Source organism: Bacillus sp. FSL L8-0152 (assembly GCF_038006365.1).
GTDB lineage: Bacteria > Bacillota > Bacilli > Bacillales > Bacillaceae_G > Bacillus_A > Bacillus_A cereus.
Window position 1 is genome coordinate 753,653 of sequence record NZ_JBBOVB010000001.1, and the last position, 24,438, is coordinate 778,090.

The window sequence follows — 24,438 nt, forward strand, 5'->3', positions numbered from 1 at the left end:
ATTATTTGTCAGCTTTTTTTAGCGTAATTGCATTTCTTGTATGACTAATATGTTCATAAAATAGTAGTTTATCACGGCTAAATACATGCAGTAAAACATGAATAATAAATAGGCCGTTAATGATAAATAGGAATAACAATGTAACGAGTAATACTAAAGGCTCTGTATGATTTAACATAGAGCTACTAGAAAGAATATAATTGATTCCGCCTAACGCAAAATAAAATATACCGTAGCGAATAAATAGTTCTTTTAATGTAATACGATCTGATTTTCCTTTCAGATGAATGCGGAGCAATGCTTTCCCAATTGTTTTTCCATTTGTAAAGTATGGAATAAGAATAAAATAAATAAGGATTGAACACGTAATGAAAATGAGTTCATACATATTCGTGTAAGATTGCATATTAGAAACGAAGAAAGAATTTCCTTTGTTTTTAACGACAGGTACGACGATAGATAAGAAAATCCAATCAATTTGCATCGCGATAAGGCGACGAATGAATCCGACTGGTTTCGTTTCCAAATCAATATGACTATCTAACTCATTTGTCTTCGGAAGGAAGTACGTAAATATTGGGGCAATGATAAAACCAATTACGCCACCTAATGTATTTAAAAACAAATCATCGATATCAAATAATCGGTATGCACAATTGTATATACCGTATAATCCATTCACTTGTGTTAGCTCGAAAAATAGTGAAAGGAAAAAGGAAATGCAAATTGTTTGTAAGAAACTACGTCGGAAATAATAACGTAAGTAAATACCGAATGGAATAGTTAATAGAACATTAAATGCAACTTGTAAAAACGCAGACTCTTTTAATAAGTAGAAATAAGTAGCTGGTTTCGTTAAAACTGCCGATGTATGACTACTAATCTCTTGTATGAAATAAAATGGTGAGAGTTGCATGTGTTGTGTATTAGCTGGTTGTAGGCTACAAGTATCAAACGTTTGTGGTAACGGCAAAATAACAAGAAAATAGGCATTTAATAAGTAAAGTAATAATGAGTATAAAATAAATGAGCGCCATTTATTTAAATAACCGTATTTTCGATAATTAAATATTAAAAAAGGGATTAAAAGAAACATTGCTAAAAAGGGAAATAAAATAAATGCTGTTTTTACTGGAAATAAATATGCAGTCAAAGTAAAACTCCTTTCAATGAAAATTCGTTTATCATTATAGCGCCAAAAATATTTAAATACAAAGTTAAAATCTTTCGAAATAGAAATAATTACTAATTTTATAGGAATTAAGTTATAATAAATTTAATATGAGGATATTATGATTATATAAGTTGAGAGAGGGTACAAGAGATGCGATATGAACTTTTTTCTGTAAGTGGGGATCATATTACGACTTTTGAAAGTGCATGGCGTTTTCAGGAGGGAGAACAGATTTTTGTTCATGATGATCAAACAAAAAGAAACTTTATTATTATTCGCCTGACGCATGATGTATTTCAACAAAATAAACATGTTATTCGTTTGTATTGTCAAGAGAAGAAAGTGTATGCATAAGAGAAGCCCTCTTACAGTATGAAAAGTAAGAGGGGCCTTATCTCGTTATTTGTGAACAGCCCGATTGATGAGAGCTGATTAAAGTTCCACTTTATCATTTTTCCCCTCGTAAGGAATAAAAAGAGAAGGGTTAATGTACATAGCTAGCATTTGATTTGGAAGAAAGGATATAGCCTTGTATTTTGTGCTTCAAAGTTACATTTCTTTCTCTTTGAGAAAGCCATGTATGGTAATCTTGTTGTGTTTTCCATAACATACGAATCATATATTCTGCCTTATCATTTGTAGGATGAACATGTGAAAACTCTATGTTAATACAACCGTTCGTTCCGGGAGAAGGATAATATTGTTTAAGCCCATAAAGAAGCTCACTTTCATATCCGTACTTAATATGAATGAGTTTAGTAACAATAAACATATAAACACCTCTTTTACTATAATAGTGAACTTAAATGATATCATACTATTCAGAAAATTCAAAGTAAATGGTAGATTTTAACTTAATACAGGTATAAAAAAGCGAGTCATCTAGTGTAATAGAATGACTCGCTTTCAATTTGTAAGTTTCATTTTATAAGAAAATAAGAGTAAGTACACCTACGATAATACAATAGAAAGAGAAATATTTTAAATTTCCTTTTGCCATAATGTTCATAAACCATTTTAGTGAAATATACGTCATGATAAATGTTGCGATGAATGCAACAACATATGGCACGAATAATGTGTCTAGATTTGGATCATTTGCAATGTCTGTAATGCTTAACAATAACCCACCTAAGCTAACAGGAATGTATAGTAAGAATGAAAAGCGAAGAGCTGTTTCTTGCTTCATACCAAGTAACATTGCTGCTACGATTGTGGCACCAGATCGGCTTATTCCGGGAATCAGTGCGCAAGCTTGTGCTAATCCGACGATGATTGCATCTTTCATAGAAAGGTCGCCATCATTTTTACGACCGCGTAAATTTCTAATAATCCAAAGGCCGACAGCAGTAATAAGAAGGGAAATCCCAACCATCTTCACACCTTTTAAGTACTGATCGATGTAATCTTTAAATAAAACACCAATAACACCTGCTGGAATGGTTGCAATAACAAGATAAATAATAAAGAAGAAATCTGATTTTGCGTCTTCTGCTCTTGTAAATATATAAGAGAGACCATTCTTCGTTAGACGAATTAAATCATTTCTATAAATAAGTAATACAGCTAATAATGAAGCTGAATTAACAAGTAGTTCGAAGCTAAACCCTTCTATTTTTAGTCCTAGCAAATGTTGTGCTAAAACGAGATGACCACTTGAAGAAATCGGAATTGGTTCTGTTAGTCCTTGGAACAGACCGAGAATTAAATATTTTAAAACGTAGTAAAATTGTTCCATAATAACCTCCTTGTTTATTAGTTGAAAGAAACAACTTTTCCATTATAACAAAGATATGGATGAATATTGAAAAGAAATAAATATTCGAAATAAAATAAAAATCCCTTATAGCAGTATAAGGGATTTTTATTTTTAATTAAGAATTTACTGTTCCTTGAAGACTTTTAGACAATTGAACATCGACTTTTTCAGCATCATGAATATGATTCATAATAGTAGTATTTAATTTTTTGAACATTTGTTGTGTGTTAGCGAATTCTCGTAATATGTCATCATTACAAGATTTTTGGTTTTCAATAGCCTTAATAACATTTGTAGCACCATTTTGTAACGTTTGAATCATAACTAAAATATTTTCAATTCTAGCGTTTGTATCGGCGCTCATTTCTACACCTTCATCGACTAAATGTAAATTATCTTTTGTGTTATCGTATGCTTTTTCAATTTCTTCTTGAATTTTTTTCGTTAAGTTGCCTATGTTTTTTGTACTTTCTGCTGTACTTTCTGCTAGTTTTCTTACTTCATTGGCAACGACAGCGAATCCTTTACCGTGTTCTCCAGCACGTGCGGCTTCAATACTCGCATTTAAAGCAAGTAAATTTGTTTGTGCTGCAATGTTTTGAATGACTTCTACAATTTGCTCGATTTCCTTTGAGCGTTCGCTTAGATGATTCATACTATTAGACGTGCGTTGGGATTGTTCACCTAATTTATTAATTACAATAAGTAAGCGGTGAACGGATTCTTTTCCTTCATTAGAGCAGTCAATAATTTCTGCAATAGACTGAATTAAGCTTTGTTCCTTTTGTAACATTTCATTATTTAACTCATTGGAATGTGTCGTACGTGTTGAAACATTTTCGAAACATGAACTTAATTGTTGAACTAAATTTTGGAGTGTATTGTGTTGGTTATTTACAAGTTGGTGCTCTTGGACAACGCTTTGTACACGATCGTGGATAGTAGAAATAGTCTCTTGTTTTTCAATATCTTTTTGTTTTAATTCTGCTTCTAATTCTTGTATACGCTCTTCTAATTGAGCAATTGTATGTTGGAGTGATTTCTTTTGAGTAAACATGTATTTATTTCAACCGCCTTCGAAAGTTATATTTTCTCTATATTTGGATTTTAGCATCTTTTGTATTTTTTAAATATAGGAATTGTTAAATATTTAAGAATCTATTACATTTTATTCATAATTCTCTTTTTTTTGTCACGAAAAATAAACTGTATTTAATCGTTTTGTAAACAAACTGTAAAATAAATCATGTATAACTGTATAAGAAGGGAGTCGGATTATGAACTATTTTAAGCGAATCAGTAGTCTAGTATTAGCAGGAATTATCGGTCTTTCTAGTACAGTCGCTGTAAAAGCAGAGTCAAACGACGAGAAACTTAACAACATGCAACAGCAATTGCAACAAAACGATGCAGAAATGCAAAAGAAAGAGCAAGAGAAGCAAGCTGTTAGTAAAGAAATTAAAGGTATCGAAAACGAACTACATAATTTAAATAATACAATTGCAAAAAATAAAGAGGATCAAGCTGCTATTCAACGTAAAATCGATGAAACACATAAGCAGATTGAACAAAAAAAGGAAGAAATTGTCGTTTTAGAGGATAAAGTCCTTGCTCGTAAAGATATTATGAGAAAACGTATGGTTTCTGTTCAAAACAGCTCAAATACAAGTTTAGTAGTAGAAGTTGTAGTAGAGTCAAAAAACTTTGCAGACTTCTTACAACGTATGAACGCAGTTTCTACTATTCTAGAAGCTGATAAAGAAATTTTACGTCTACAAGAACAAGATCTTCGTCAAATTGAAGAAGATAAGAAAACAATTGACGAAAAAGAAGCATCTTTAGTAGTAGATAAACAAAAATTAGCAAAAGCACAAGCTGAACTGCAAGATAACTTGAAAAAACGTCAAGATAACTTACAAACAGTTCAAGCTAAATATAATGAGGTTGCAAGTCAACTTAATTTAGCAGCGGAAGAAAAAGCTAAAATTGAATCAAATATGAAGGCAGTACAAGAAACAATTGCTCGTGAACAAGAAGCAGCAAGAATTGCGGCGGAAGAGCGTGCAAAAGCAGAAGCGGCTGCAAAAGCAGAGCAAGAAGCTTTAGCGAAAGCACAAGCAGAAATTGCTGAAAAGCAAAAGCAAGAAAAAGCTAGTAAACCGGCTGAACCAGTTGCTAATAATAATTCGAAGGTAGAACCTGCAAAACCTGCACAACCTGAACCGTCTTCTAAGCCAACTGCTGGCGGGAAAGAACTTTATGTACATGCAACAGCTTATACAGCAGATCCAGGTGAAAATGGCTATGCACCAGGTCAACAAGTATATTCTGCATGGGGAGGCTATAATCTAACTGCAAACCCAGGAATGAAATTGATTGCGGTGGATCCATCTGTTATCCCATTAGGTTCTCGTGTATATGTTGAAGGATACGGAGAAGCAATTGCAGCAGATACTGGTGGCGCGATTAAAGGTCACAAAATTGATGTTTTAATGCCAGATAAAGCTTCGTCTAGTAAGTGGGGCAGAAAAAATGTTAAGCTTACAATTTTAAACTAAAACGTAATCCAACTTTACAATACGTAAAGTTGGATTTTTTTGTAAGAATAATGTTAAGTTGAGTTTACATTTTGTTAAGGATAGCATACAATAATGGTGAGAGGTGGTAAATTTGACCATTTTAAATAGAGTAAAAGAATTAAGAGCTCGTTTTAACTTTACACAAAGCGTATTAGCAGAAAAGGTTGGAGTAACGAGACAAACAATTGCAGCAATTGAAAAAGGGGATTACGTTCCTTCGTTGTTATTAGCACTTACGATTTGTGATGTGTTTCAGTTAAAGATGGAAGATGTGTTTGTTTTAAATAAGGAGGGGGAAGAGGATGAATAGAATTGTTTTTTCTTATATCATAAACGTGCTTTATACTGCTTTAGCATGCTGGACATTTGTTGAATTTTATAGTGTCATTACAGAGTTAGCAGATATAATTAAAAACGAGAAATTCCCATTTGAAGTATGGTTTAATGGAGTACCATTCATTTTATTATTTATTGGAGCAATTATAGTTACAATTTTTTATAGAATTCAAAAGAAAAAATATAAGAATTTATCTTTTTGGATGTATCCATTATTATTTCCACTAGAAGATGAACGTGAAAAAGCGATTACGGATAAAGCTTGCCGAACAACATTTGTATCGTTATGGTTTGTGTTACCTTGTGCAGTTGGATTTTTAACTTTTTCGCCTATTATTAATGAATATCTTCCTGGATACCCATTATATATTATATTTTCGATTTTCTTTATTCAAATGACAGTATTTCACGTATCACTATACAGAAATAAATTAGCTTAAAAAGAAACCTTCTTGCACCGGCAAGAAGGTTTCTTTTTAAGCTAATACTTGTACATATGGCGATATTATTTTATCATTTTATATAGAGTAAGATTTTGTAAGGGAAAGGAATTGTATATGAATAAGCAAAGAATTTATAGTATAGTAGCAATCCTTCTATTTGTTGTAGGTGGCGTGTTAATTGGAAAGCCATTTTATGATGGATATCAGGCTGAAAAGAAACAGACTGAAAATGTGCAGGCTGTTCAAAAGATGGATTATGAAAAGCATGAGACGGAATTTGTAGATGCTTCCAAAATTAATCAACCAGACTTGGCGGAAGTAGCGAATGCATCATTAGATAAGAAACAAGTAATCGGTCGTATTTCGATTCCAAGTGTTTCAGTAGAACTGCCTGTTTTGAAAGCTTCTACTGAAAAAAACTTATTATCAGGTGCAGCGACAGTAAAAGAGAATCAAGTTATGGGAAAAGGAAATTACGCACTAGCAGGACATAACATGTCTAAAAAAGGTGTTTTATTTAGTGATATAGCTTCTTTAAAAAAAGGCGATAAAATTTATTTGTATGACAATGAAAATGAATATGAGTATGCGGTTACTGGTGTATCTGAAGTAACTCCTGATAAGTGGGAAGTTGTAGAGGATCATGGGAAAGATGAGATAACGCTTATTACATGTGTATCTGTAAAGGATAATTCTAAGCGTTATGTTGTTGCTGGTGATTTAGTAGGAACGAAGGCGAAGAAGTAAAAAAAGAAGGTGAACTCTTTAAAGAGTTCACCTTCTTTTTTACTAATGTTGAGAAATAATAGAATATTTTGGTTGGTATTTAAGTATTATTCTATTTATGTATAATAAAGTTAGAATTCTATATTTTGGGAGGAACAAGAGTGAGACAACAGGTGAAGAAACTTCTTTTAACAACGAGTATAGCGTTATTGGTAGCTCCAATTTCAGCTTATGCGCATCCAGGGCGTACAGATGCTAATGGCGGACATACGTGTCGTACAAATTGTGAGAAATGGGGATTACAGTACGGGGAATATCATTATCACAATAAACCAGCTTCTAGTAGTGGTGCAACGAGCCCAGCTCCTAGCCAGAATAATAATAGTGCTGTAGAAGCTGAGAGACAAGCAGAAGCACAGCGCAATACTGAGGTTGAAAAACAACGTGCTGCAGAAGCACAGCGTAACGCTGAGGCTGAAAAACAACGTAATGCAGAAGCACAGCGTAAAGCTGAAGAAGAGAGACAACGTGTAGCCGAGGAACAAAGAAAAGCTGAAGAGGCACGTAAACAAGAGGAAGCGCAGCGCCAAGCTGATATGGAAAAAGGTCAACTTGAAGGTCAAAAGAATGGAGAAACAGATTTTAAAGCAGGAAAAAATGATGCAGAAGTGCATGTAGCTGGAAAATCTGATGCATATAAACAAGCGTTTAAAGCGACTTATGCAGCCGCATGGTCTTTAGAAGAGCAGAAGAAAACGCATTTTGAAAAAGGAAAAGAACAAGGTTTAGCGCAAGAGACGATGGACGATAGTCAAGTTGCTCCAGAGTTTAAGGTAAACTTTGCAGACGGGTTCAAAGTAGGGAATAAAGAAAGAGTAGAAAAAATTGAAAAAGAGCAAGCTGAATTAGGGGAAAAGACAGGGAAAGAACTAGCTGAAAAGAATCCTGGAAATAGAGAGAAAGAAGTATACGTGAAGGCATATGAAACAGCGTATGAAAAAGGCTATAAGTCTACAAAAAAGGCAGTAGAAAAAGCTGGCTATAAGTATGCATTTGAAAACTATGATTTAAAAGTTCCTGCTAAGTATGAAAGAAATGAACTGTTAAAGAAATGGTTTACTGAAGGATTTAAATCGAATAAAAAAGCAGCGGAAATTCGAGAAGAAGGGTATAAAAAGGGAGACAGCTGGTTCTCGTTCTTCTATAAGAGTTTCGTACCAAGTGAATATAAAGAACATAAAGAGCTGTACGAACAAGCAATCGAAAAAGGTAAAACAGCATAAAAAAAGATGAGGAGAAATTCCTCATCTTTTTTAATCCATCCATTTCACTAATTTCTTAGAAATTAATAATAAAACACAACCTAATACAATTGCCACAGCGCCAATAACTGTGAATACTTCAGCGTATCCAAGTGAAGTTGTGAAGCTTGCAAGTTGTCCGCCTAAAATGTTGGCGATACCTGAACTTGCTAGCCATACACCCATTAGTAAAGATGCTAATTTTACCGGAGCAAGCGCACTAACCATTGATAGTCCGACAGGTGATAAGAATAGCTCACCTAACGTATGGAAAAGATACGTAAAGACGATAAATAGTAAGTTTGCTTTTTCTGTAATGTTATGTTCATCACTACCTGTTTTTAATGTAGCGATAACGAGAATGATATAACCGATACCGAGCAAGATCATCCCAAGTCCCATTTTAGTTGGGATTTTTAAATCACCGCGCTTGCGAGTTGCAAGTTTTGCCCATAATGCAGAAATGACTGGAGCAAGCAAAATAATAAATAATGGATTGACCGATTGGAACCAAGATGTTGGAACTTCCCATCCGAACACAGAGCGGTCTACAAATTTGTTTGTATATAATGTTAATGAGCTACCAGCTTGTTCAAAGCCAGCCCAGAAGAAGACAACGAAGCATGTTAAAATGACGATAACTGCGGTACGTTGTTTTTCTTTTTTTGTTAATGGTGTATCTCCTACTGATGGTTGTCCAGCAGCTGTTTGTAAATCGCGAGTTGGTTTTTTACCGATATTACCAAGGAAGCGATTTGATAGTGTTGTAAATAAAATTTGTCCAATAATCATTCCGATTGAAGCGGCTAAGAAACCGTAACGGAATCCGTAATGTACAACGCCATCAACTGTTGTTTTGAATAAATTTTCTGATAAAAATCCGCAAACGAGTGGAGCTAAAAATGACCCGACGTTAATACCCATATAGAAAATGGTAAATGCACTATCACGTTTTGGATCGTTCTCTTCGTATAATTCCCCAACCAGTGTAGAGATGTTCGGTTTGAAGAATCCGTTACCGATAATAATAAGCGCTAATCCGAGGTATAGGCCTAATTGGTTTTGCAAGGCAAATAGTGTAAGGTTACCGATTGCCATTGTTATACCACCAATTGTGATTGCTTTTCGTCTACCTAGAAAACGGTCTGTTAAGTAACCACCAATCATTGGTGTGAAATAACAGGCTCCAGTATAAAATCCGTAAATAGAGAGTGCCCATGCGGGACTAAACCCAAGACCACCGCTTACTAAAGCTGTCGTTAAATATAATGTTAATAATCCTCGTAATCCATAGTAACTAAATCTTTCCCACATTTCTGTAAAGAAGAGTAAGTATAAACCTGGAGGATGTTTCTTTTTTCTTTGTTGTTCTCTTTCTAGTTGTATCGCTGATTCCATGTTATTTTCCTCCTGACACAAACAAAAACAAAGTTAATAATTTTGTACATTTAATATTTTACCTTATTAACTATTATAAGTCAATAAAGGTTGATTTTTCAGAAGAAATTGGAAAAAGGGAATAGCTATAGAAGGGGTGTTTCTTTTGTGATAGACTATGGACTATGTTTTCTTTGTAAGGAAGCGGGTTATTGTACTTTTTTTATATATGGAATTGATTTCATAAGAGATGAAATTAAAGAAGGAGAAAGAAATGAAATTGTTACAGAAAAAAGAAATTTTACTTATTAGTCTTATGTTATTTTCGATGTTCTTTGGAGCAGGGAATCTTATATTCCCACCTTTTCTTGGATATGAAGCAGGAGAACATGTGTGGATTTCATTAGTAGGATTTATTATATCAGCAACAGGTCTTCCTATATTAGGTGTTATCTCTATTGCAAAAGCAGGAAGTTTTCAAACGTTAGCGGGTAGAGTTCATTCTTCATTTGCAATTATTTTTCCATGTATCGTGTATGTATTTATTGGACCTGGGCTTGGTATACCACGTGCGGGAAGTTTAGCCTTTGAAATGGGGCCAGGTCAGTTATTCCCTGAAGCAGGAAGCGGAGTATTATTGTTTTACACAGTTATTTTCTTTAGTATTGTTTACTGGTTAAGTTTATCACCATCTAAACTAATGGGGTTGTTTGGAAAAGTCTTGACGCCGTTATTATTATGCATGATTGCACTTATTTTTATAAAGAGTATGTTTACAACAGTAGGAGATATGAAAGAACCAATAGGGAACTATGGCCAAGCTCCTATGTTTCAAGGGTTTTTAGATGGATATTTAACAATGGATGCGTTAGCTGCTTTAATCTTTGGAATTGTTATTGCAAATGCATTACGTGCAAAGGGTATTGAAGATGATAAAGGTTTAGCGAAATATATGAGTATTGCTGGAATTGGGGCAGGACTATTATTATCTATTATTTATGTCATCCTTGGATATGTGGGGGCAATTAGTGGCTCATTAGGAACATTTGATAACGGTGCGAAAGTGTTAGTACAAGTTATGATTACATTATTTGGACAGGGCGGAGTCGTTTTATTAGGTCTTATTTTTACTATCGCTTGTTTATGTGTTTCAATTGGACTTGTTACGTCTTGTAGTCAATTTTTTGCGAGTGCATTTCCGAAAGTATCTTATAAAGTGTGGGCATTTATAGTAAGCGTTGTTAGTATGATCTTAGCTAATTTAGGATTAACGCAAATTTTAAAAGTATCAGTACCAATTCTTGGATTTATTTATCCAATTGCATTAACGCTTATTATTCTAGGGTTATTCCATAAGTATATTGGGAGGTATGCATACGTATATGCAGTAACTGTTTGGGTTGTAGCGATATTTAGTGCAATTGATATTTTAAATAAAAATGTAATGATGAATCAGTGGACGTCAGTATTAAAATACATTCCGTTTTATACAGAAGGTGTTGGGTGGATTGTTCCAGCTATTGTAGGCATGTGTCTTGGTTTCATCGTTAGTATTGCTTTAAATAAGAATAAATGAGTAAAAAGGTGTTTTCCTATTTTGGGAAGACACCTTTCTTTTTTTTGGAAAAATACTATTGAAAATGAATAGACTAAGAGTATGATAAAGATAATTGGTAATATATAGGTTTAATGAGAGTTACGAATAAGGGGGTAGCGTATGAAGAAGGATTTGGATAAGAAAATAGAAGCACTCGAAACGGCAATTGAAACAATTCAAGAAGCACTTGCTGAATTAAAAGTGAAGCAAAGGGAAATAGAAGTAGAAAACGCTCAGCAACATGTTAGTAAGGAAAAGAAAGAATATATTGAAACGGTAATGGAGGAAAAGCCAAAAGAAGAAATAGTTACGATAAAAGAGCCTGTGCAAGAATATGAGGTAAAACAAGTAGATATATCTGTTTTTAAACCAGAGCCATTTAATATTATTAAGTTTTGTCAAACGTGGTTACCGCGTGTATTTGTCGGTATTATGTTGCTTGGAGTGATCTGGTTATTTAAAGCAGGAGTAGATGCTGGTTTATTAACACCAGCAATACGAATTGTGTTTGGTATCGCATTATCTATCGGTTTGTATTATATAGGAGATATTCAAATTAAAAGAGAACGGCAGGCGTTAGGATTAGTATTGGTTGGAGGAAGTATTTCGGGGATTGTTTTAACGACGTTTGCGGCACATTATTTGTATGCATTTATTCCGGCAAGTATCGCGTTTCTCTTTAATATTGCATGGGTTATTTTAGGGATTTATTTAGCGAAAAGATATAACTCGGAATACCTTACTATCTTCGTAGCGGTAGGAGCGTTCTTCGTGCCATTCTTGTTAAATAGTACGACTCCTAATCCTTATATTTTCTTTGGATACGAGACGATATTAACACTTAGTTTATTATGGTATGGATTGAAAAATCGTTATAAATACTTATATATGATTTCTTACGCTGTCGCGGCCATTGTTCTTTTTGTCTTCTTTGCTGTTATGTCAATATTAGTAGAGAACTTGCAAATACAGTTAACGATTGTATATGGTTTGATTCATTTACTATTATTTTGGCATATGTTTACGGAGAGAAGTTTTATACCAGAACCACGTTTGGCGATATTTAGTGCGAATGCAGTTTTCTTTATACTAGCTATTGCCAAAATACCTGATTTTACAACATGGGGATTGATTATTAGTGCAATTGTGCACGCTGCTATGTTTGTGCTTGAGTATAGGAAGAATAGACATTCTACATTTACAAATCTCTTATTTGGTTTCGCAATGGGAGCATTTAGTTTAGCGATTTTATACGAGTATAGTTTAGTGAATGCAGCGATTGTACTATTATTACAAGGTTTCCTCGGCATGGTCACTTCTATTAAAGCAAAACAACAGATAAAATTGTATGTTAGTGCGACGGTTTACGCAATTGGAATGATACAGACGATTTTTAGCCCGTTTGATGAATTTATTTCGGCAGGTTTTGTTGCTCATCTTATTTTAATAGGAACGTTCTATTATTGCATGAGACAAGCGAAAGAAGTGTTAGCGAGTATGGGTAAGTATGTGTACTCTATAGCGCTCTACTGGTTAATGGTCATTGTATTTATTACAATCACTAGAATTGGTGAATTTCTTTCTACAGATGGAAGTATAATTAGCGTATCTGTATCGTTATTATGGATGATATATGCGTTATTTGCAGTTTGGTTTGGCCGTTATAGACAGATGAATGAAATATTATATGCTGGATTAATCGTATTAGTAGTAACGGTAGGGAAGTTATTCCTACTTGACTTACCAGAGGTATCGATGATGATTAGGGCAGTGTTATTCCTAATCGTCGGTAGTATAGGTATTGTTATTTCAAGAATGTTTTTCTCGAAGGAAGAGAAGTGAGAAGAAGGCAATCCATGTATGGATTGCCTTTTTCATTATTTCTTATTAATCGTTACAGTTTCATTATATTTCGTTGTTGTATTTTGGCGTAGACGAAGAGTTGCTTGTCCAGTTGTATTTGAATCAATCTGTACATTTACAACTTTCTCAGCAGAGCCTAAGCTGTTTGTTGTGAAAGAGAAGGCACTACTATATCCAAAAGCAGATGGCCAAGTGCCGTTTGTATTTTGAATTTTTGCTACTTGTGTTCCACCAGTAGTGAATATACCTAAAGAATAGTTGTTATAAGTTGTATTAGGTAGTAAGTTGTTTACTTGAATCTTCATTTGGAAAATTTCATTGTTTGGTAGAATGCTAGGGTGTGTAACGACGTAGTCGCTTGTTGTTACCGCACCGTTATAACCGTATGAACCTGGTTTAAAAGTATTTGTATTAAACCATTGATAACCCGCATTTGGTGCACTCCAAGGTTCAGGTTGTGGTTCTGTTGATAAGCTTGGCTGTTCAAATGTTTGTAGAGCTGTAGGTGAATCAAGTTGTAAACCATTTACTTGATCTAAACTTGTAAATGTCTCTTTATTCGATAACCAATTTACGATGTTTTCTAATAAAATCGCATCGTTTTCTTCTTTATAACCATCGTAAGTTTTCTTTGTTTGGCCAGAATCTTCACGAACGTACTTTGGCGTAGCATCTTCAACAGGAGAAGAGTCACCAATAAAGGCAGCTTTTCCAAGTCCTACTTTTGCAATTGCAGCATATGGGCCTTCTGCAATACCACCGCCATTATAAACGCCACTATCAACAGCGTTATTCCATTTTGATGGATTTTCTGGAAGGTAAACAAGTCCTTTTGCTAGTTTTGGGTTTGTAATTGCTAGAGTAGAACCAGCATGCATTGCTACAGAAGAAACACCTTTTGTAATTCCGAAAGATTGTTCAGGCGATACAATTGTTTTCGCTGAAACATCACCAAGTGCATTGTAGCGGAAGCGAATACCGAAGTTGTCAGATAGCCAATCAGAGCTTTCTACTCCTTGCATAGCTTGTGAATTTGCTTCTTCATTAGACATTCCTTTTGCTGGATTATCCCAAGCACCGCGTCTATATCCATTAAATACTTCAGAAGAGTCCCAGCGATTTTTATTACGATCCGCATTGTAATGATCGGCAATAAAGAAGATACTACCGCCATTTTTTACATATTGTAACATAGCGTCCTGCTTAGATTTTTTGTAAGGAATATTAGCTTCTGGAACGATAAATACATTGTAACCTTTTAAGTCTTCGTACGTAATAGGTGTTGATTTACGAAGTTCTTTTACGTGATAACCGTTTTTTGCAATGCCATTTCCGAAGTCAGAAAAGCCGCCGTCAATAACCCAGTCAGCTGTCCCAGCAGTTTGACCGTGTGTATTATCGAATAATACTTTCTTCCCATTGTTTTGATTTACAACTTTTGCAGCAATTTCAGGAGCTGGGTCTACAGAGCTTTCGGCATAAGTAGACGGTATGAACGAGGTCCCTATACTTAGTGTAATTGCTGTTGCTAAAGAAAATGTAATCCATTTTTTATTCTTCATAGAAGAATCCCCCTAATAATAAATATATGTGCTTTAATAATGTAATTTATTTTTCTGTAAAAATAAAGACGGAAAACATAAAAAATATTAAAAGATTGTAAAAATACCGTGAATTTTGTTGAGAAATATTTATATAGATATAAAAGCACCCCTTCCAAGTAATAAGGAAGGGATGCTTTGCTTAACTAATTTTTGAGTTAGGTGTTTCATCAATCTTATGAAACCCTTTCATGTAATATACGATTGCTAAGCCGATAAGCCAAATTGGGCCGACAATCAATGCAATTCGTGTATCTTCTGAATACGCCATTATACCTAGTACTAATACAAGGAAAACGAGTGAGAAATATGAGCTTAATGGGTATAAAGGCATTTTATACGATAACTTTTGTTTATTTTGAGTAGGTAAGCTTTTACGGAATTTAATTTGAGCAACTAATATAATGCCCCAAGTCCAAATTGCGCCGAAAGTTGAAATGCTAGTAAGCCATGTAAATACCTTTGCAGGTACGAGATAGTTTAATATAACACCAATGAGTAAAACGATAGCAGTTGCTACAATTCCTTGGCTTGGAATGCCATTTTTATTTAAACGACCAAATCTTTCAGGAGCTTTTTTCTGCTGAGCTAATGTAAATAGCATACGGCCTGTACTAAATAAACCACCGTTACAAGAAGAAAGAGCTGCTGTTAATACGACAAAGTTAATAATACCTGCTGCTTTTGCGATACCAATTTGCTGGAATGTTAATACGAATGGGCTTCCTTTCTCACCAAGTTCGTTCCATGGATAAATTGCCATCATAACGAATAGAGCTCCTACGTAGAACAGTAATATTCTCCAAAACACGTTATCAATTGCTTTTGCGAGTGTTTTCTTCGGATTTTGAGCTTCACCAGCTGTAACACCGATTAATTCAACGCCTAAATAAGCGAATAGTACCATCTGCATGGAGAGTAGTAATCCAGAAAAACCATTTGGGAACCAGCCACCATGTGACCAAAGATTTGAAATACCAGTAGCGATACCACCGTTTCCGAATCCGAATAAAATAATACCAGCGCCGACAACTATCATACAGATAATTGTGACAATTTTAATGAGAGCAAACCAAAACTCAAGTTCTCCAAATACTTTTACCGATAAGAAGTTAAAAGCGCTCATTAACAATAGAGCAAGTAACGCCCAAGTCCAGCGCGGGATATCTGGAAACCAGTACTGCATGTAAATGCCAGCTGCTGTAATTTCAGCCATACAAGTAACAACCCATAAGAACCAGTAATTCCAGCCAGTAATATAACCAGCGAGTGGGCCGATATAATCATATGCATATTTACTAAAAGAACCGGCAACAGGTTGTTCAATTGCCATTTCCCCGAGAGCTCGCATGATGAAAAAAATAACGAGTCCGGCAATCATATAGCCTAGTAAAATAGAAGGACCGGCTAGTTTAATAGCGGAAGCAGATCCTAAAAATAGCCCAACGCCAATAGCTGAGCCAAGTGACATTAAAGTAATATGTCGTTCTTTTAAACCACGATTTAAAGTTCCAGATTTGTTTGTGTGCTGCATAAGAAGAATCCCCCTTGTAGAGTGAACAATATTTGAATGCGTTTACTAAGTATTTAACTATTTCAAATTATAAAACATTTCTATCTGTTATGCTACAAAAATAATCATAATGAACTGTACTACATCTGTACTTGTCAGACTTAAACTTAAAATTCGAACTATTAGGGAATATATTGACTCTTCTTTTTATTGATTGTTAAGATTAAGTATTATATTTTCTCACATACTAGTAAGAAAAGAATGTGTGATAATAATTCAGGTGTAGGAAGGGTACATAAGCATGTTTCAATTACAAAAATATAACACTTCTGTGAAGCAAGAGTTTTTAGCTGGCATCACAACTTTTTTTACATTTGCGTATATTCTTGTCATCAATCCAAAAATATTATCTGATGCAGGTGTACCATTTGACCAAGCGTTTACAGCAACAATTATTGCAACCGTTGTTGGAACAGTAGGTATGGCGATTTTCGCGAATTACCCGATTGTTATTGCTCCAGCTATGGGAATGAATGCATATTTTGCTTATTCTGTTGTACAGAAGGCAGAAGGGATTACATATGTAGTTGCCTTTTCAGCTGTATTTGTAACGGGGATTATTTTTCTTTTATTATCTTTTACTTCGTTTAGGCAAAAGTTAATTTTAGCAATTCCTGATAGTTTAAAGCATGCAATTGCAGGTGGAATTGGACTATTTATTGCTTTTATTGGATTGCGCCTTTCTGGAATTATCGTGGATCATCCTTCTAATTTAGTTACGATTGGTGATTTTCATTCTCCAGCTGTTATTTTAACTTTAATTGGTTTAATATTAGCGGCGGTATTAATGGCATTACGTGTGAGTGGTGCATTATTTATTAGTATGATTGTGACAGGAGTTATCGCCTTCTTTACAGGGCAATTGAAGTTTGCTGATAAAATTGTGGCGATGCCTCATTTGCCAGAGGGTATTATCGTTTCAAACCCAATCAATGCATTTTCAGATGTAATTGAATACGGATTATATGGTGTTGTATTTTCATTTTTACTTGTACTTTTATTCGATACAACAGGTGCATTACTTGGTTTAATTAAACAAGCAGGTTTAATTACAGACAATACAGAGAAGCGTTTTGGTAAAGCGTTTATTGCAGATGCAATTGGCGGGACTACAGGTTCTATCTTTGGAACAAGCCCAACAGCAGCGACGATTGAATCGTCAGCAGGTATTGCTGCAGGTGGGAAAACTGGATTAACAGGGATTGTAGTTGTTGGTCTAACAATTATAACGGCATTTTTCAGTCCTGTTATTGCTTCTTTATCAAGTGTAGCCGCTATTACAGCTCCTTCATTAATTATAGTAGGTAGTTTAATGGCACAAAGCATTCGAGATATTAATTGGAATGAATTTGAAGATGCGTTACCAGCATTTTTGATTTTTATAGGTATTCCGTTAACGTCTAGTATTGCAAATGGAATTGCAATTGGATTTTTAGTATATCCAGTTTTGAAAATTGTGAAGGGTAAAGGAAAGGAAGTACATCCATTACTATACTTATTTACAATTTTATTTGGATGTCATTTATTCTTATAATATAGATATAGGAGAGTGAGCTTCTTATGAGAGGCTCCTTTTTTGTGTATAATAAAGTGAAACTATAGGCAGTAGTGGGGATTTATCCCCACTGTGTATTAGCCCGCATCAATCGGGATAATGTGGAAATTAAATTAATTTCGTAAAATATAAATTACCTAATGTAATGTATATGTTACAATAAAGGTGGAGGAGGAACATGAATGGCTGTAAGTAAAATAAAAGTCGCGCGTGTTCAGTTAGATTTAACACAGCAACAATTAGCAGAAAAAGTAGGCGTTACAAGGCAAACGATTAGTTTAATTGAGAAGGGGAAATACAACCCATCTTTAGATTTATGTTTGAAAATTTGTTATGCGGTAGATAAAACATTGAATGATTTGTTTTGGGAGGAAAAGGAGTGATAGGGTGAAAATCGTGAAAGATGAACGTTTAATGATTGAAGGGTTAAAACATATTAGATTGGCTTTCATCTTACAAAATATCGTCATACTAGCTATCATCTTTTACCGCTATGTCTTGCAAGAGGCAGGATATGAAAGTGTTTCGGATTTATTAATGATATTTATTGGCGGTATCGTAGTTATTAACTTCTTAAATTTAAAACATTCTGTAGAGGTATATGAGCACACAGGCGGAGTGTCACGTAGATATTTCATGAAATTATTATTAATTCCAGTAGGTATTATTATGGGGATATTAGCTGTTTGTATCATTGTAACACCAGATATCTCGATAAAAGAAATAAGTATAACAGCACTTATTATTTTTGCTTGTTTTTTAGTTCCTAGTTTGTTTATATACATATATATGAAAAAACAAAAAGAGAAGATTGAAATATAAGAAAGGCTTTCCCGTATTGAGGAAAGCTTTTCTTATATCTTTTTATACAAAACTTTATGAAGGCCAATTGGTTCAATTTCAAAAATTTCACCATGCTCCTGAAAGCCTAATCGCTTGTAATAGTCAGTTACAGTAATTCGGCCATTACACCATAGGATGTTTGCTTTCCGTTCTTTTAAAATTTGTTCTGCCTTCTGAATTAAGGAGCTTCCAGCTCTTTTGTTCCGAAAGTTAGGTAATGTTGCCATTCCTCGTAGTCTATAATGGATACCTTTTTGCAAATCAGGATATATTTCTTTTGAGAAGGAAGCGATGCTAATCAACTCATCGTTTATAAAGGCACCTAAGTGGAATGTGTCTTTTTCGTAATCAGAAGAGTATTTACAGTCTGCTAGGGACTGATTGGGACGCAACACCGCTTGGCGTAATAAGTGTGTCTCGGATGCATCAATATACTGCACAGTAATCATGTTATCATCCTTTCTTATAAACCTTTTTCTATAAGTTGTATAAAGAAGTATGCAGGTGCAGCGAGAAGGCCGAGTATACTAGCGGTTCCGAGAAGGAGTGAAAGAAAAAGGCATGAGTATTTAACTCCATTTGATTTTTTCCAACCATAGCTGCAAATTTCAATGCTAACACCGATGAGAATAATGGCGACGAGTACTTCCGCTAATAATAAGAGAGCTAAAGTTACAATAGACATAATGTAATCCATCCTCATAATATGTGATAGTAACATTTTACCATATGAAATTAAAAAAATGCCCCTCAATTATGTGAGGGGCATTTTTTTACTCTAATATGTTTTTTAGTGTATCGATATGCTCTTTTGAACCTGTTACAAGTAATGTATCGCCGTGTTGTAGTCTTGTATCACCATGTGGTATTAATGCTTTATTACCGCGGTAGATTTGAATGACAAGTACATCACCTAAAAACGGAAGGCGGCGAAGCGCAATGCCGTTATATTTATTGCTGCGTAGTTCAACTTCGCGTACTGTTTCGTTTGCTGTTGTAATTAAGCGAACGAGACTAGGTTTATCAATAAGTGCACGTAATAAAATACGTGTAGAGTTAATTGTTGAGAATACAGCGATATGTTCTTGCGTTGCTTTTTCTTGTAGAAGTGGATCTTCTACACTTGCAATAACATGTTCAACACCTAGCTCTTTTGCATGTTCTGCTAATAATAAGTTTTGTTCATCATCGCTTGTTGCAACAACGACGCGATCTGCATCAAATGCTGTTTGTTCAGTTAATGATGCGATTGTGATGTCATCTAATTTCACGATAGGGAAGTCATGCGATTTCGCTTCCTCATCATTTATTTTGTTTTGACGCATCATATATAGCGTTACGTCATAATCTTCTCGTTTTAAATCTAGTGATAACGGAAGGGTAATTCTGCTCGCGCCAATAATAGCTACTTTTGGTTTTGGTGTTTCTACTTTTGGGAACATTTTTTTAAACAATATAGGTGCAAAAATACAAGTAATAACTGCGCTTAAAATAAGAGAGGCAGATAAACTTGGACTGATGATCCCTAGTTTTTCACCAATTTGTGCAGCCGCGATAACTAAAGAAAGTGTCGATGTTAATAAGATTGCACTTCCAAGTACGATATTACGTGGATACCATTTTCGTAAGACGAGTGATGGTAAGAGTTTTGAAATAAAGAGTCCTACAATTAAGATTGGGATCATTAGCATGCTAGAAGGCTCTTTAAAAATAGACCATACCTCTAGATTTACACCAACCATTACGAAGAAAATAGGGATGAAGAAACCATAGCCGATGGAATCAAGTTTTTCCACCATATCTTCATTGGGTGATAATAACGATACAAGTACACCTGCTAAGAAGGCACCTAAAATATTTTCTGCTCCAACAGATTCCGATAACCCAACTAAGATTAAAATGAGTGCAAAAACAGCCCGTGTATCAATTTGTACACTACCAGCTTTTAAACTATCTAAGTATGGAATGTTTTTAAAGCGTTTTGCAATAAAGTAAATGACAATACCGGCACCGAATAGAAGAAGTAAGAGCCACATACTTTGGCCGCTTTCGGAATTTAATCCGACGAAAACAGCGAGTAAAATCATTGTAACTAAGTCTGCAATAACAGCAACTAATAAAATGATTTGTCCGATTGCAGTTTTTCCTAGGTTGTTCTCTTTTAGTGTTGGTACAACAACACCTAAAGAAATAGTTGAAATAATTAAAGTCATGAACATTGCATTATCTACAAATCCTAGCCATACGAATAGTAATGATAGGGCATAAGATAAGATGAAAATAAATAAGAAGATAATGCTTGCTGCTTGAAATGTATTTGGTTCGTTTGTCGTATTTTTTTTCCCTTTTTGTTTAAAGATAGAAAAATCAATTTCTAAACCGCTTAAGAACATGAGGAAGATAAATCCTAATGTTGATAAAACTTGAAGCCACATATCTGGCTCAATAATATTAAACCCACTTTTACCTACAAAGATTCCTGCAATAATTTCTGCAACGACAACAGGAAGTGCTTTTAATTTAAAGCGTTGTAACAAAAGGGGAACGAAAAACGCGATTGCAACGACAACCATAAGTGATAGAACAGAAGTATGATGTTCCATTGCGTTCTCTCCCTTCAAATAAATATAGTACCTATTTAGCCATATAATAGGTAGAAAAGCAACGCATATGGATTCGATTTCATAAAGAAAGACTTTTCTTAAAATTTGTCATAATAAGTATATTTTTCATGATTCTGCTGTTAATTCCGTAATGTGGATGTAATGGGGGAGGAGAATAAAAAAAGACTGCTGAGATTCCTCAGCAGTCTTTTTCATGTACATTACATTGAGAAGAAGATCCATACAGTTAAACCAACTGTTGCAGTTGCAACGAAGAAACTGTATATCATTGTAAGAATTTGAACTCTTCCTTCTCCTTCTTTTAAATGCATGAACATAATTAATTGTAACAATGCTTGCGCAACAGCCATTATGATAATAGTTGTTAAGACTGTTGAAAGTGGCAATGTTGTGTAAAGTGCCACGTATAACGCTAGAAACGTTAATGCAAGCGATAAAATAAATCCGAAAACGTGTGACCAAGGGAATCCGCTATGCGCATGCCCGTTTGCTTGATTGTTGTTTTGAGCCATCTACGCCACCATCCCGTTCAAGTAAACTAGTGTGTAAATAAAGACCCAAACAAGATCAAGGAAATGCCAGTATAAGCTGATAATGAATACTTTACGAGCTGTAACTGGTGTTAAACCTCGTTTTAAAATTTGGATAATAACACAAATTGCCCAAATGATACCGCCTGTTACGTGGGCTCCATGCGTTCCAAGAAGAACGAAGAATGCAGATAGGAAAGCACTTGTTTGAATTGTTGCGCCTTCACCGATGTACATAATGAACTCTTCGATTTCAAAGAATAGGAAACCTGCACCTAAAAGTAATGTAAGGACGAACCATCCAAGCATTGCTTTTTGGTTGTGCTTACGCATTTCGTGAATTACGATACCACATGTGAAACTACTTGTTAAAAGTAGTAATGTTTGAATTAAAAGCGTTTTAAGTTCAAACAGTTGCGCTGGTGTTGGGCCATCTGCCGTACGACCAGCAAGGACTAGATAAGAGGCGAAAAGTGTTGCGAACAGCATAATTTCAGCCCCAAGAAAAATCCAGAATCCTAGGATATTCAATCTGCTTTGTTCGGATTGATATTCCAAAGGTAAGCTTTTATCTAAAGCCGCCATGTCATTTCACCTCTCATGCTATATGTTCTGTTTCTTTAATTTCATCAACGCTTACGTAGTAGCCATCATCATAATCGAATGAACGATAGATTAAGCAAGCTAAAATACCAACGCCGCCGATTGCTGCAAGCCAGAACCAGCTAAATACTAATGCGAAACCTGCAAGACCGAAGAATAAAGACGCAATAATAGGCACACCAGAGTTACTTGGCATGTGAATTGGTTTGATATCTTCTGCTGCTGGTGTAACTGTTTCTCCGCGTTTTTTCATGTACCAGAAAGCATCAGCTTCTTTGATTTCAGGAAGTTTCGCGAAGTTGTAATGTTGTACAGGAGATTGAGTTGCCCATTCAAGTGTACGGCCATCCCATGGATCTCCAGTTGTGTCACGTTCACCGTGACGTGCACTCCAAATTACGTTGTAGCAAAGAAGTAGGAAGCCAATACCCATCATTACCGCACCAACAGATGCGATTTGGTTTAGCCATCCCCATCCAAGACTTTCAGAGTAAGTGTACATACGACGAGTCATACCGTCTAAACCTAAGAAGTACATTGGGAAGAAACAGATGTTGAATCCGCTCATAAAGATCCAGAATGTCCATTTACCTAGGCGTTCATTTAACATATGACCAGTCATTTTTGGATACCAGAATGTGAATCCAGCAAGCATAGCGAATACTGTACCTGCGATTAATACGTAGTGGAAGTGAGCGATTAGGAAGTAGCTGTTATGGTATTGATAATCAGCTGCTGCCATTCCAAGCATAACCCCTGTAACCCCACCGACTACGAAGTTTGGAATAAATGCCAATGACCAAAGCATTGGAACTGTAAAACGGATACGTCCTTTATACAGTGTAAACAACCAGTTAAAGATCTTAACACCGGTTGGAATCGAAATCGCCATTGTCGAAATCGAGAAGAATGAGTTAACCGCTGGACCTGCACCCATCGTGAAGAAGTGGTGAAGCCATACGACGAAACTTAGTAAAGAAATTGCAACCATTGAGTATACCATCGCACTGTAACCGAATAGACGCTTACGTGAGAATGTACTAATGATTTCAGAGAAAATACCGAATGCCGGTAAAATAACGATATATACTTCAGGGTGACCCCATACCCAGAACAGGTTGGCCCATAACATCGGCATACCGCCGCTCGCCATCGTAAAGAAGTGAGCATCGAATAGACGGTCAAATGTCATTAATGCAAGAGCAACTGTTAATACTGGGAAAGCGAAAATAATGATAATTGTTGTAATTAAGATTGACCAAGTAAACATTGGCATTCTCATTAAAGTCATACCAGGTGTACGCATTTTTAAGATAGTAACAAGGAAGTTAATACCGGTCATTAGCGTACCGAGACCTGAAATCTGTAATGCAATTGCGTAGTAGTTATTTCCTACGCCTGAAGTAAACTCTGTACCTGCCATTGGGAAGTAAGAAGTCCACCCAGCGTCTGGAGAACCACCGATTACGAAAGCGATGTTGAATAACATTGCTCCGACAAAGAATAACCAGAAACTTAAAGCATTTAAGAACGGATATGCAACATCACGAGCACCAATTTGTAATGGTACTACAAGGTTCATTAATCCCATAACGAATGGCATTGCCATGAAAAGAATCATTACTGTACCATGCGTTGTAAAGATTCCGTTATAGTGTTCAGCGTTTAAATAAGTTGTTTCTGGGAATGTTAATTGTGCACGGATCATTAAACCATCCATACCACCACGGAATAACATGATAACCGCAGAAATAATATACATGGCTCCGATTTTTTTATGGTCAACAGTTGTTAACCATTCGTCCCAAAGCCATTTCCATTTTTTATACTTTGTTAGTACGAAAATGATTGCTAATGTCACAAGAACGATAGAAGCGTCTGCACCGTAAATAATCGGGTCACCTGTGACAAAGAATTCATCAAGCTTCACTGTGTTCACTCCAATCTGTTGGAA

General features: G+C 35.2%; 23 protein-coding genes and 1 pseudogene. 11 read left to right on the forward strand and 13 right to left on the reverse strand.

Annotated features, from left to right (window positions below; all coding sequences use genetic code 11):
* Position 1: 1 nt before the first annotated feature.
* Positions 2–1,153: a VanZ family protein gene (locus MHH27_RS03840; RefSeq protein WP_340941682.1), complete on the reverse strand. Its 1,152-nt coding sequence runs from the start codon at positions 1,151–1,153 to the stop codon at positions 2–4.
* Between the two features lie 171 nt (positions 1,154–1,324).
* Between MHH27_RS03840 and MHH27_RS03845 the strand changes: the two genes are divergently transcribed.
* The gene (locus MHH27_RS03845; protein ID WP_001268332.1) at positions 1,325–1,528 is read left to right on the forward strand and encodes a hypothetical protein; all 204 of its coding nucleotides are present in this window, start codon (positions 1,325–1,327) and stop codon (positions 1,526–1,528) included.
* Positions 1,529–1,658: 130 nt separating this feature from the next.
* Here MHH27_RS03845 and MHH27_RS03850 read toward each other — a convergent pair whose 3' ends face one another.
* The 3 genes and pseudogenes from MHH27_RS03850 to MHH27_RS31975 form a co-directional block, all read right to left on the reverse strand.
* Positions 1,659–1,946 (reverse strand): antibiotic biosynthesis monooxygenase, encoded by a 288-nt coding sequence (locus MHH27_RS03850; RefSeq protein ID WP_000471253.1) that lies wholly within the window; start codon positions 1,944–1,946, stop codon positions 1,659–1,661.
* A gap of 153 nt (positions 1,947–2,099) precedes the next feature.
* On the reverse strand, positions 2,100–2,912 hold the full coding sequence (locus MHH27_RS03855; RefSeq protein ID WP_000434794.1) for an undecaprenyl-diphosphate phosphatase: 813 nt from the start codon (positions 2,910–2,912) through the stop codon (positions 2,100–2,102).
* Positions 2,913–3,048: 136 nt separating this feature from the next.
* Positions 3,049–3,579, reverse strand: a pseudogene (locus MHH27_RS31975) (methyl-accepting chemotaxis protein); the annotation flags it as partial.
* 631 nt (positions 3,580–4,210) lie between these two features.
* Here MHH27_RS31975 and MHH27_RS03865 point away from each other — a divergent pair.
* The 5 genes from MHH27_RS03865 to MHH27_RS03885 all read left to right on the forward strand — a co-directional run bounded on the left by MHH27_RS03865 (position 4,211) and on the right by MHH27_RS03885 (position 8,300).
* Positions 4,211–5,491, forward strand: coding sequence for a 3D domain-containing protein (locus MHH27_RS03865; RefSeq protein WP_001105810.1), 1,281 nt, complete (start codon positions 4,211–4,213; stop codon positions 5,489–5,491).
* Between the two features lie 112 nt (positions 5,492–5,603).
* Positions 5,604–5,822, forward strand: a complete 219-nt coding sequence (locus tag MHH27_RS03870; protein ID WP_000154019.1) for a helix-turn-helix transcriptional regulator — start codon at positions 5,604–5,606, stop codon at positions 5,820–5,822.
* Complete coding sequence (locus MHH27_RS03875; protein ID WP_001080041.1) at positions 5,815–6,288, forward strand: hypothetical protein; 474 nt, start codon at positions 5,815–5,817, stop codon at positions 6,286–6,288. The genes MHH27_RS03870 and MHH27_RS03875 overlap by 8 nt, the downstream gene beginning before the upstream one ends.
* A 117-nt stretch (positions 6,289–6,405) precedes the next feature.
* Entirely contained in the window at positions 6,406–7,038 is a 633-nt protein-coding gene (locus MHH27_RS03880) for a class A sortase (protein ID WP_001041724.1), read from the forward strand.
* 140 nt (positions 7,039–7,178) lie between these two features.
* The gene (locus tag MHH27_RS03885) at positions 7,179–8,300 is read left to right on the forward strand and encodes a YHYH domain-containing protein (RefSeq protein WP_065229762.1); all 1,122 of its coding nucleotides are present in this window, start codon (positions 7,179–7,181) and stop codon (positions 8,298–8,300) included.
* A gap of 30 nt (positions 8,301–8,330) precedes the next feature.
* Here MHH27_RS03885 and MHH27_RS03890 read toward each other — a convergent pair whose 3' ends face one another.
* The gene (locus MHH27_RS03890; protein ID WP_000443144.1) at positions 8,331–9,716 is read right to left on the reverse strand and encodes a peptide MFS transporter; all 1,386 of its coding nucleotides are present in this window, start codon (positions 9,714–9,716) and stop codon (positions 8,331–8,333) included.
* A 253-nt stretch (positions 9,717–9,969) separates the two neighbouring features.
* On the opposite strand from MHH27_RS03890, the gene brnQ1 reads away from it, so the two are divergent.
* Positions 9,970–11,271: a branched-chain amino acid transport system II carrier protein BrnQ1 gene (brnQ1, locus tag MHH27_RS03895; protein ID WP_098251441.1), complete on the forward strand. Its 1,302-nt coding sequence runs from the start codon at positions 9,970–9,972 to the stop codon at positions 11,269–11,271.
* 141 nt (positions 11,272–11,412) lie between these two features.
* Positions 11,413–13,134, forward strand: coding sequence for a DUF2339 domain-containing protein (locus MHH27_RS03900; protein WP_098251440.1), 1,722 nt, complete (start codon positions 11,413–11,415; stop codon positions 13,132–13,134).
* A gap of 35 nt (positions 13,135–13,169) precedes the next feature.
* On the opposite strand, the gene MHH27_RS03905 is transcribed toward MHH27_RS03900, so the two are convergent.
* Positions 13,170–14,717, reverse strand: a complete 1,548-nt coding sequence (locus MHH27_RS03905; protein WP_340941689.1) for a DNA-binding protein — start codon at positions 14,715–14,717, stop codon at positions 13,170–13,172.
* Positions 14,718–14,898: 181 nt separating this feature from the next.
* Positions 14,899–16,290, reverse strand: coding sequence for an amino acid permease (locus MHH27_RS03910; RefSeq protein ID WP_001164892.1), 1,392 nt, complete (start codon positions 16,288–16,290; stop codon positions 14,899–14,901).
* 280 nt (positions 16,291–16,570) lie between these two features.
* On the opposite strand from MHH27_RS03910, the gene MHH27_RS03915 reads away from it, so the two are divergent.
* The 3 genes from MHH27_RS03915 to MHH27_RS03925 all read left to right on the forward strand — a co-directional run bounded on the left by MHH27_RS03915 (position 16,571) and on the right by MHH27_RS03925 (position 18,706).
* A complete protein-coding gene (locus MHH27_RS03915; RefSeq protein ID WP_000487188.1) occupies positions 16,571–17,863 on the forward strand; it encodes an NCS2 family permease in 1,293 nt (430 codons plus the stop codon).
* Between the two features lie 203 nt (positions 17,864–18,066).
* A complete protein-coding gene (locus MHH27_RS03920) occupies positions 18,067–18,267 on the forward strand; it encodes a helix-turn-helix transcriptional regulator (protein WP_000301182.1) in 201 nt (66 codons plus the stop codon).
* A 4-nt stretch (positions 18,268–18,271) separates the two neighbouring features.
* Positions 18,272–18,706, forward strand: coding sequence for a hypothetical protein (locus MHH27_RS03925; protein ID WP_098235130.1), 435 nt, complete (start codon positions 18,272–18,274; stop codon positions 18,704–18,706).
* A gap of 32 nt (positions 18,707–18,738) precedes the next feature.
* On the opposite strand, the gene MHH27_RS03930 is transcribed toward MHH27_RS03925, so the two are convergent.
* The 6 genes from MHH27_RS03930 to qoxB form a co-directional block, all read right to left on the reverse strand.
* A complete protein-coding gene (locus tag MHH27_RS03930; protein ID WP_071714270.1) occupies positions 18,739–19,176 on the reverse strand; it encodes a GNAT family N-acetyltransferase in 438 nt (145 codons plus the stop codon).
* Positions 19,177–19,190: 14 nt separating this feature from the next.
* Positions 19,191–19,448 (reverse strand): DUF4022 family protein, encoded by a 258-nt coding sequence (locus tag MHH27_RS03935; protein WP_003260542.1) that lies wholly within the window; start codon positions 19,446–19,448, stop codon positions 19,191–19,193.
* 52 nt (positions 19,449–19,500) lie between these two features.
* Positions 19,501–21,330: a monovalent cation:proton antiporter family protein gene (locus tag MHH27_RS03940; RefSeq protein WP_000399979.1), complete on the reverse strand. Its 1,830-nt coding sequence runs from the start codon at positions 21,328–21,330 to the stop codon at positions 19,501–19,503.
* A 221-nt stretch (positions 21,331–21,551) separates the two neighbouring features.
* Positions 21,552–21,863 (reverse strand): cytochrome aa3 quinol oxidase subunit IV, encoded by a 312-nt coding sequence (gene qoxD / locus MHH27_RS03945; protein ID WP_000068425.1) that lies wholly within the window; start codon positions 21,861–21,863, stop codon positions 21,552–21,554.
* Positions 21,864–22,466, reverse strand: coding sequence for a cytochrome aa3 quinol oxidase subunit III (gene qoxC, locus MHH27_RS03950; protein WP_000729316.1), 603 nt, complete (start codon positions 22,464–22,466; stop codon positions 21,864–21,866).
* Between the two features lie 13 nt (positions 22,467–22,479).
* Positions 22,480–24,414: a cytochrome aa3 quinol oxidase subunit I gene (gene qoxB, locus MHH27_RS03955; protein ID WP_000762374.1), complete on the reverse strand. Its 1,935-nt coding sequence runs from the start codon at positions 24,412–24,414 to the stop codon at positions 22,480–22,482.
* Between the last annotated feature and the right edge of the window lie 24 nt (positions 24,415–24,438).

Bases quoted from the DNA above. Each gene is read 5' to 3' on its own strand.
- MHH27_RS03845 (WP_001268332.1), top strand. From the start codon at position 1,325: ATGCGATATGAACTTTTTTCTGTAAGTGGGGATCATATTACGACTTTT.
- MHH27_RS03865 (WP_001105810.1), top strand. From the start codon at position 4,211: ATGAACTATTTTAAGCGAATCAGTAGTCTAGTATTAGCAGGAATTATC.
- MHH27_RS03890 (WP_000443144.1), bottom strand. From the start codon at position 9,716: ATGGAATCAGCGATACAACTAGAAAGAGAACAACAAAGAAAAAAGAAA.
- qoxC (WP_000729316.1), bottom strand. From the start codon at position 22,466: ATGGCGGCTTTAGATAAAAGCTTACCTTTGGAATATCAATCCGAACAA.
- MHH27_RS03900 (WP_098251440.1), top strand. From the start codon at position 11,413: ATGAAGAAGGATTTGGATAAGAAAATAGAAGCACTCGAAACGGCAATT.
- MHH27_RS03915 (WP_000487188.1), top strand. From the start codon at position 16,571: ATGTTTCAATTACAAAAATATAACACTTCTGTGAAGCAAGAGTTTTTA.
- MHH27_RS03850 (WP_000471253.1), bottom strand. From the start codon at position 1,946: ATGTTTATTGTTACTAAACTCATTCATATTAAGTACGGATATGAAAGT.
- brnQ1 (WP_098251441.1), top strand. From the start codon at position 9,970: ATGAAATTGTTACAGAAAAAAGAAATTTTACTTATTAGTCTTATGTTA.
- qoxD (WP_000068425.1), bottom strand. From the start codon at position 21,863: ATGGCTCAAAACAACAATCAAGCAAACGGGCATGCGCATAGCGGATTC.
- MHH27_RS03855 (WP_000434794.1), bottom strand. From the start codon at position 2,912: ATGGAACAATTTTACTACGTTTTAAAATATTTAATTCTCGGTCTGTTC.
- MHH27_RS03905 (WP_340941689.1), bottom strand. From the start codon at position 14,717: ATGAAGAATAAAAAATGGATTACATTTTCTTTAGCAACAGCAATTACA.
- MHH27_RS03910 (WP_001164892.1), bottom strand. From the start codon at position 16,290: ATGCAGCACACAAACAAATCTGGAACTTTAAATCGTGGTTTAAAAGAA.
- MHH27_RS03880 (WP_001041724.1), top strand. From the start codon at position 6,406: ATGAATAAGCAAAGAATTTATAGTATAGTAGCAATCCTTCTATTTGTT.
- MHH27_RS03930 (WP_071714270.1), bottom strand. From the start codon at position 19,176: ATGATTACTGTGCAGTATATTGATGCATCCGAGACACACTTATTACGC.
- MHH27_RS03940 (WP_000399979.1), bottom strand. From the start codon at position 21,330: ATGGAACATCATACTTCTGTTCTATCACTTATGGTTGTCGTTGCAATC.
- MHH27_RS03875 (WP_001080041.1), top strand. From the start codon at position 5,815: ATGAATAGAATTGTTTTTTCTTATATCATAAACGTGCTTTATACTGCT.
- MHH27_RS03920 (WP_000301182.1), top strand. From the start codon at position 18,067: ATGGCTGTAAGTAAAATAAAAGTCGCGCGTGTTCAGTTAGATTTAACA.
- MHH27_RS03935 (WP_003260542.1), bottom strand. From the start codon at position 19,448: ATGTTACTATCACATATTATGAGGATGGATTACATTATGTCTATTGTA.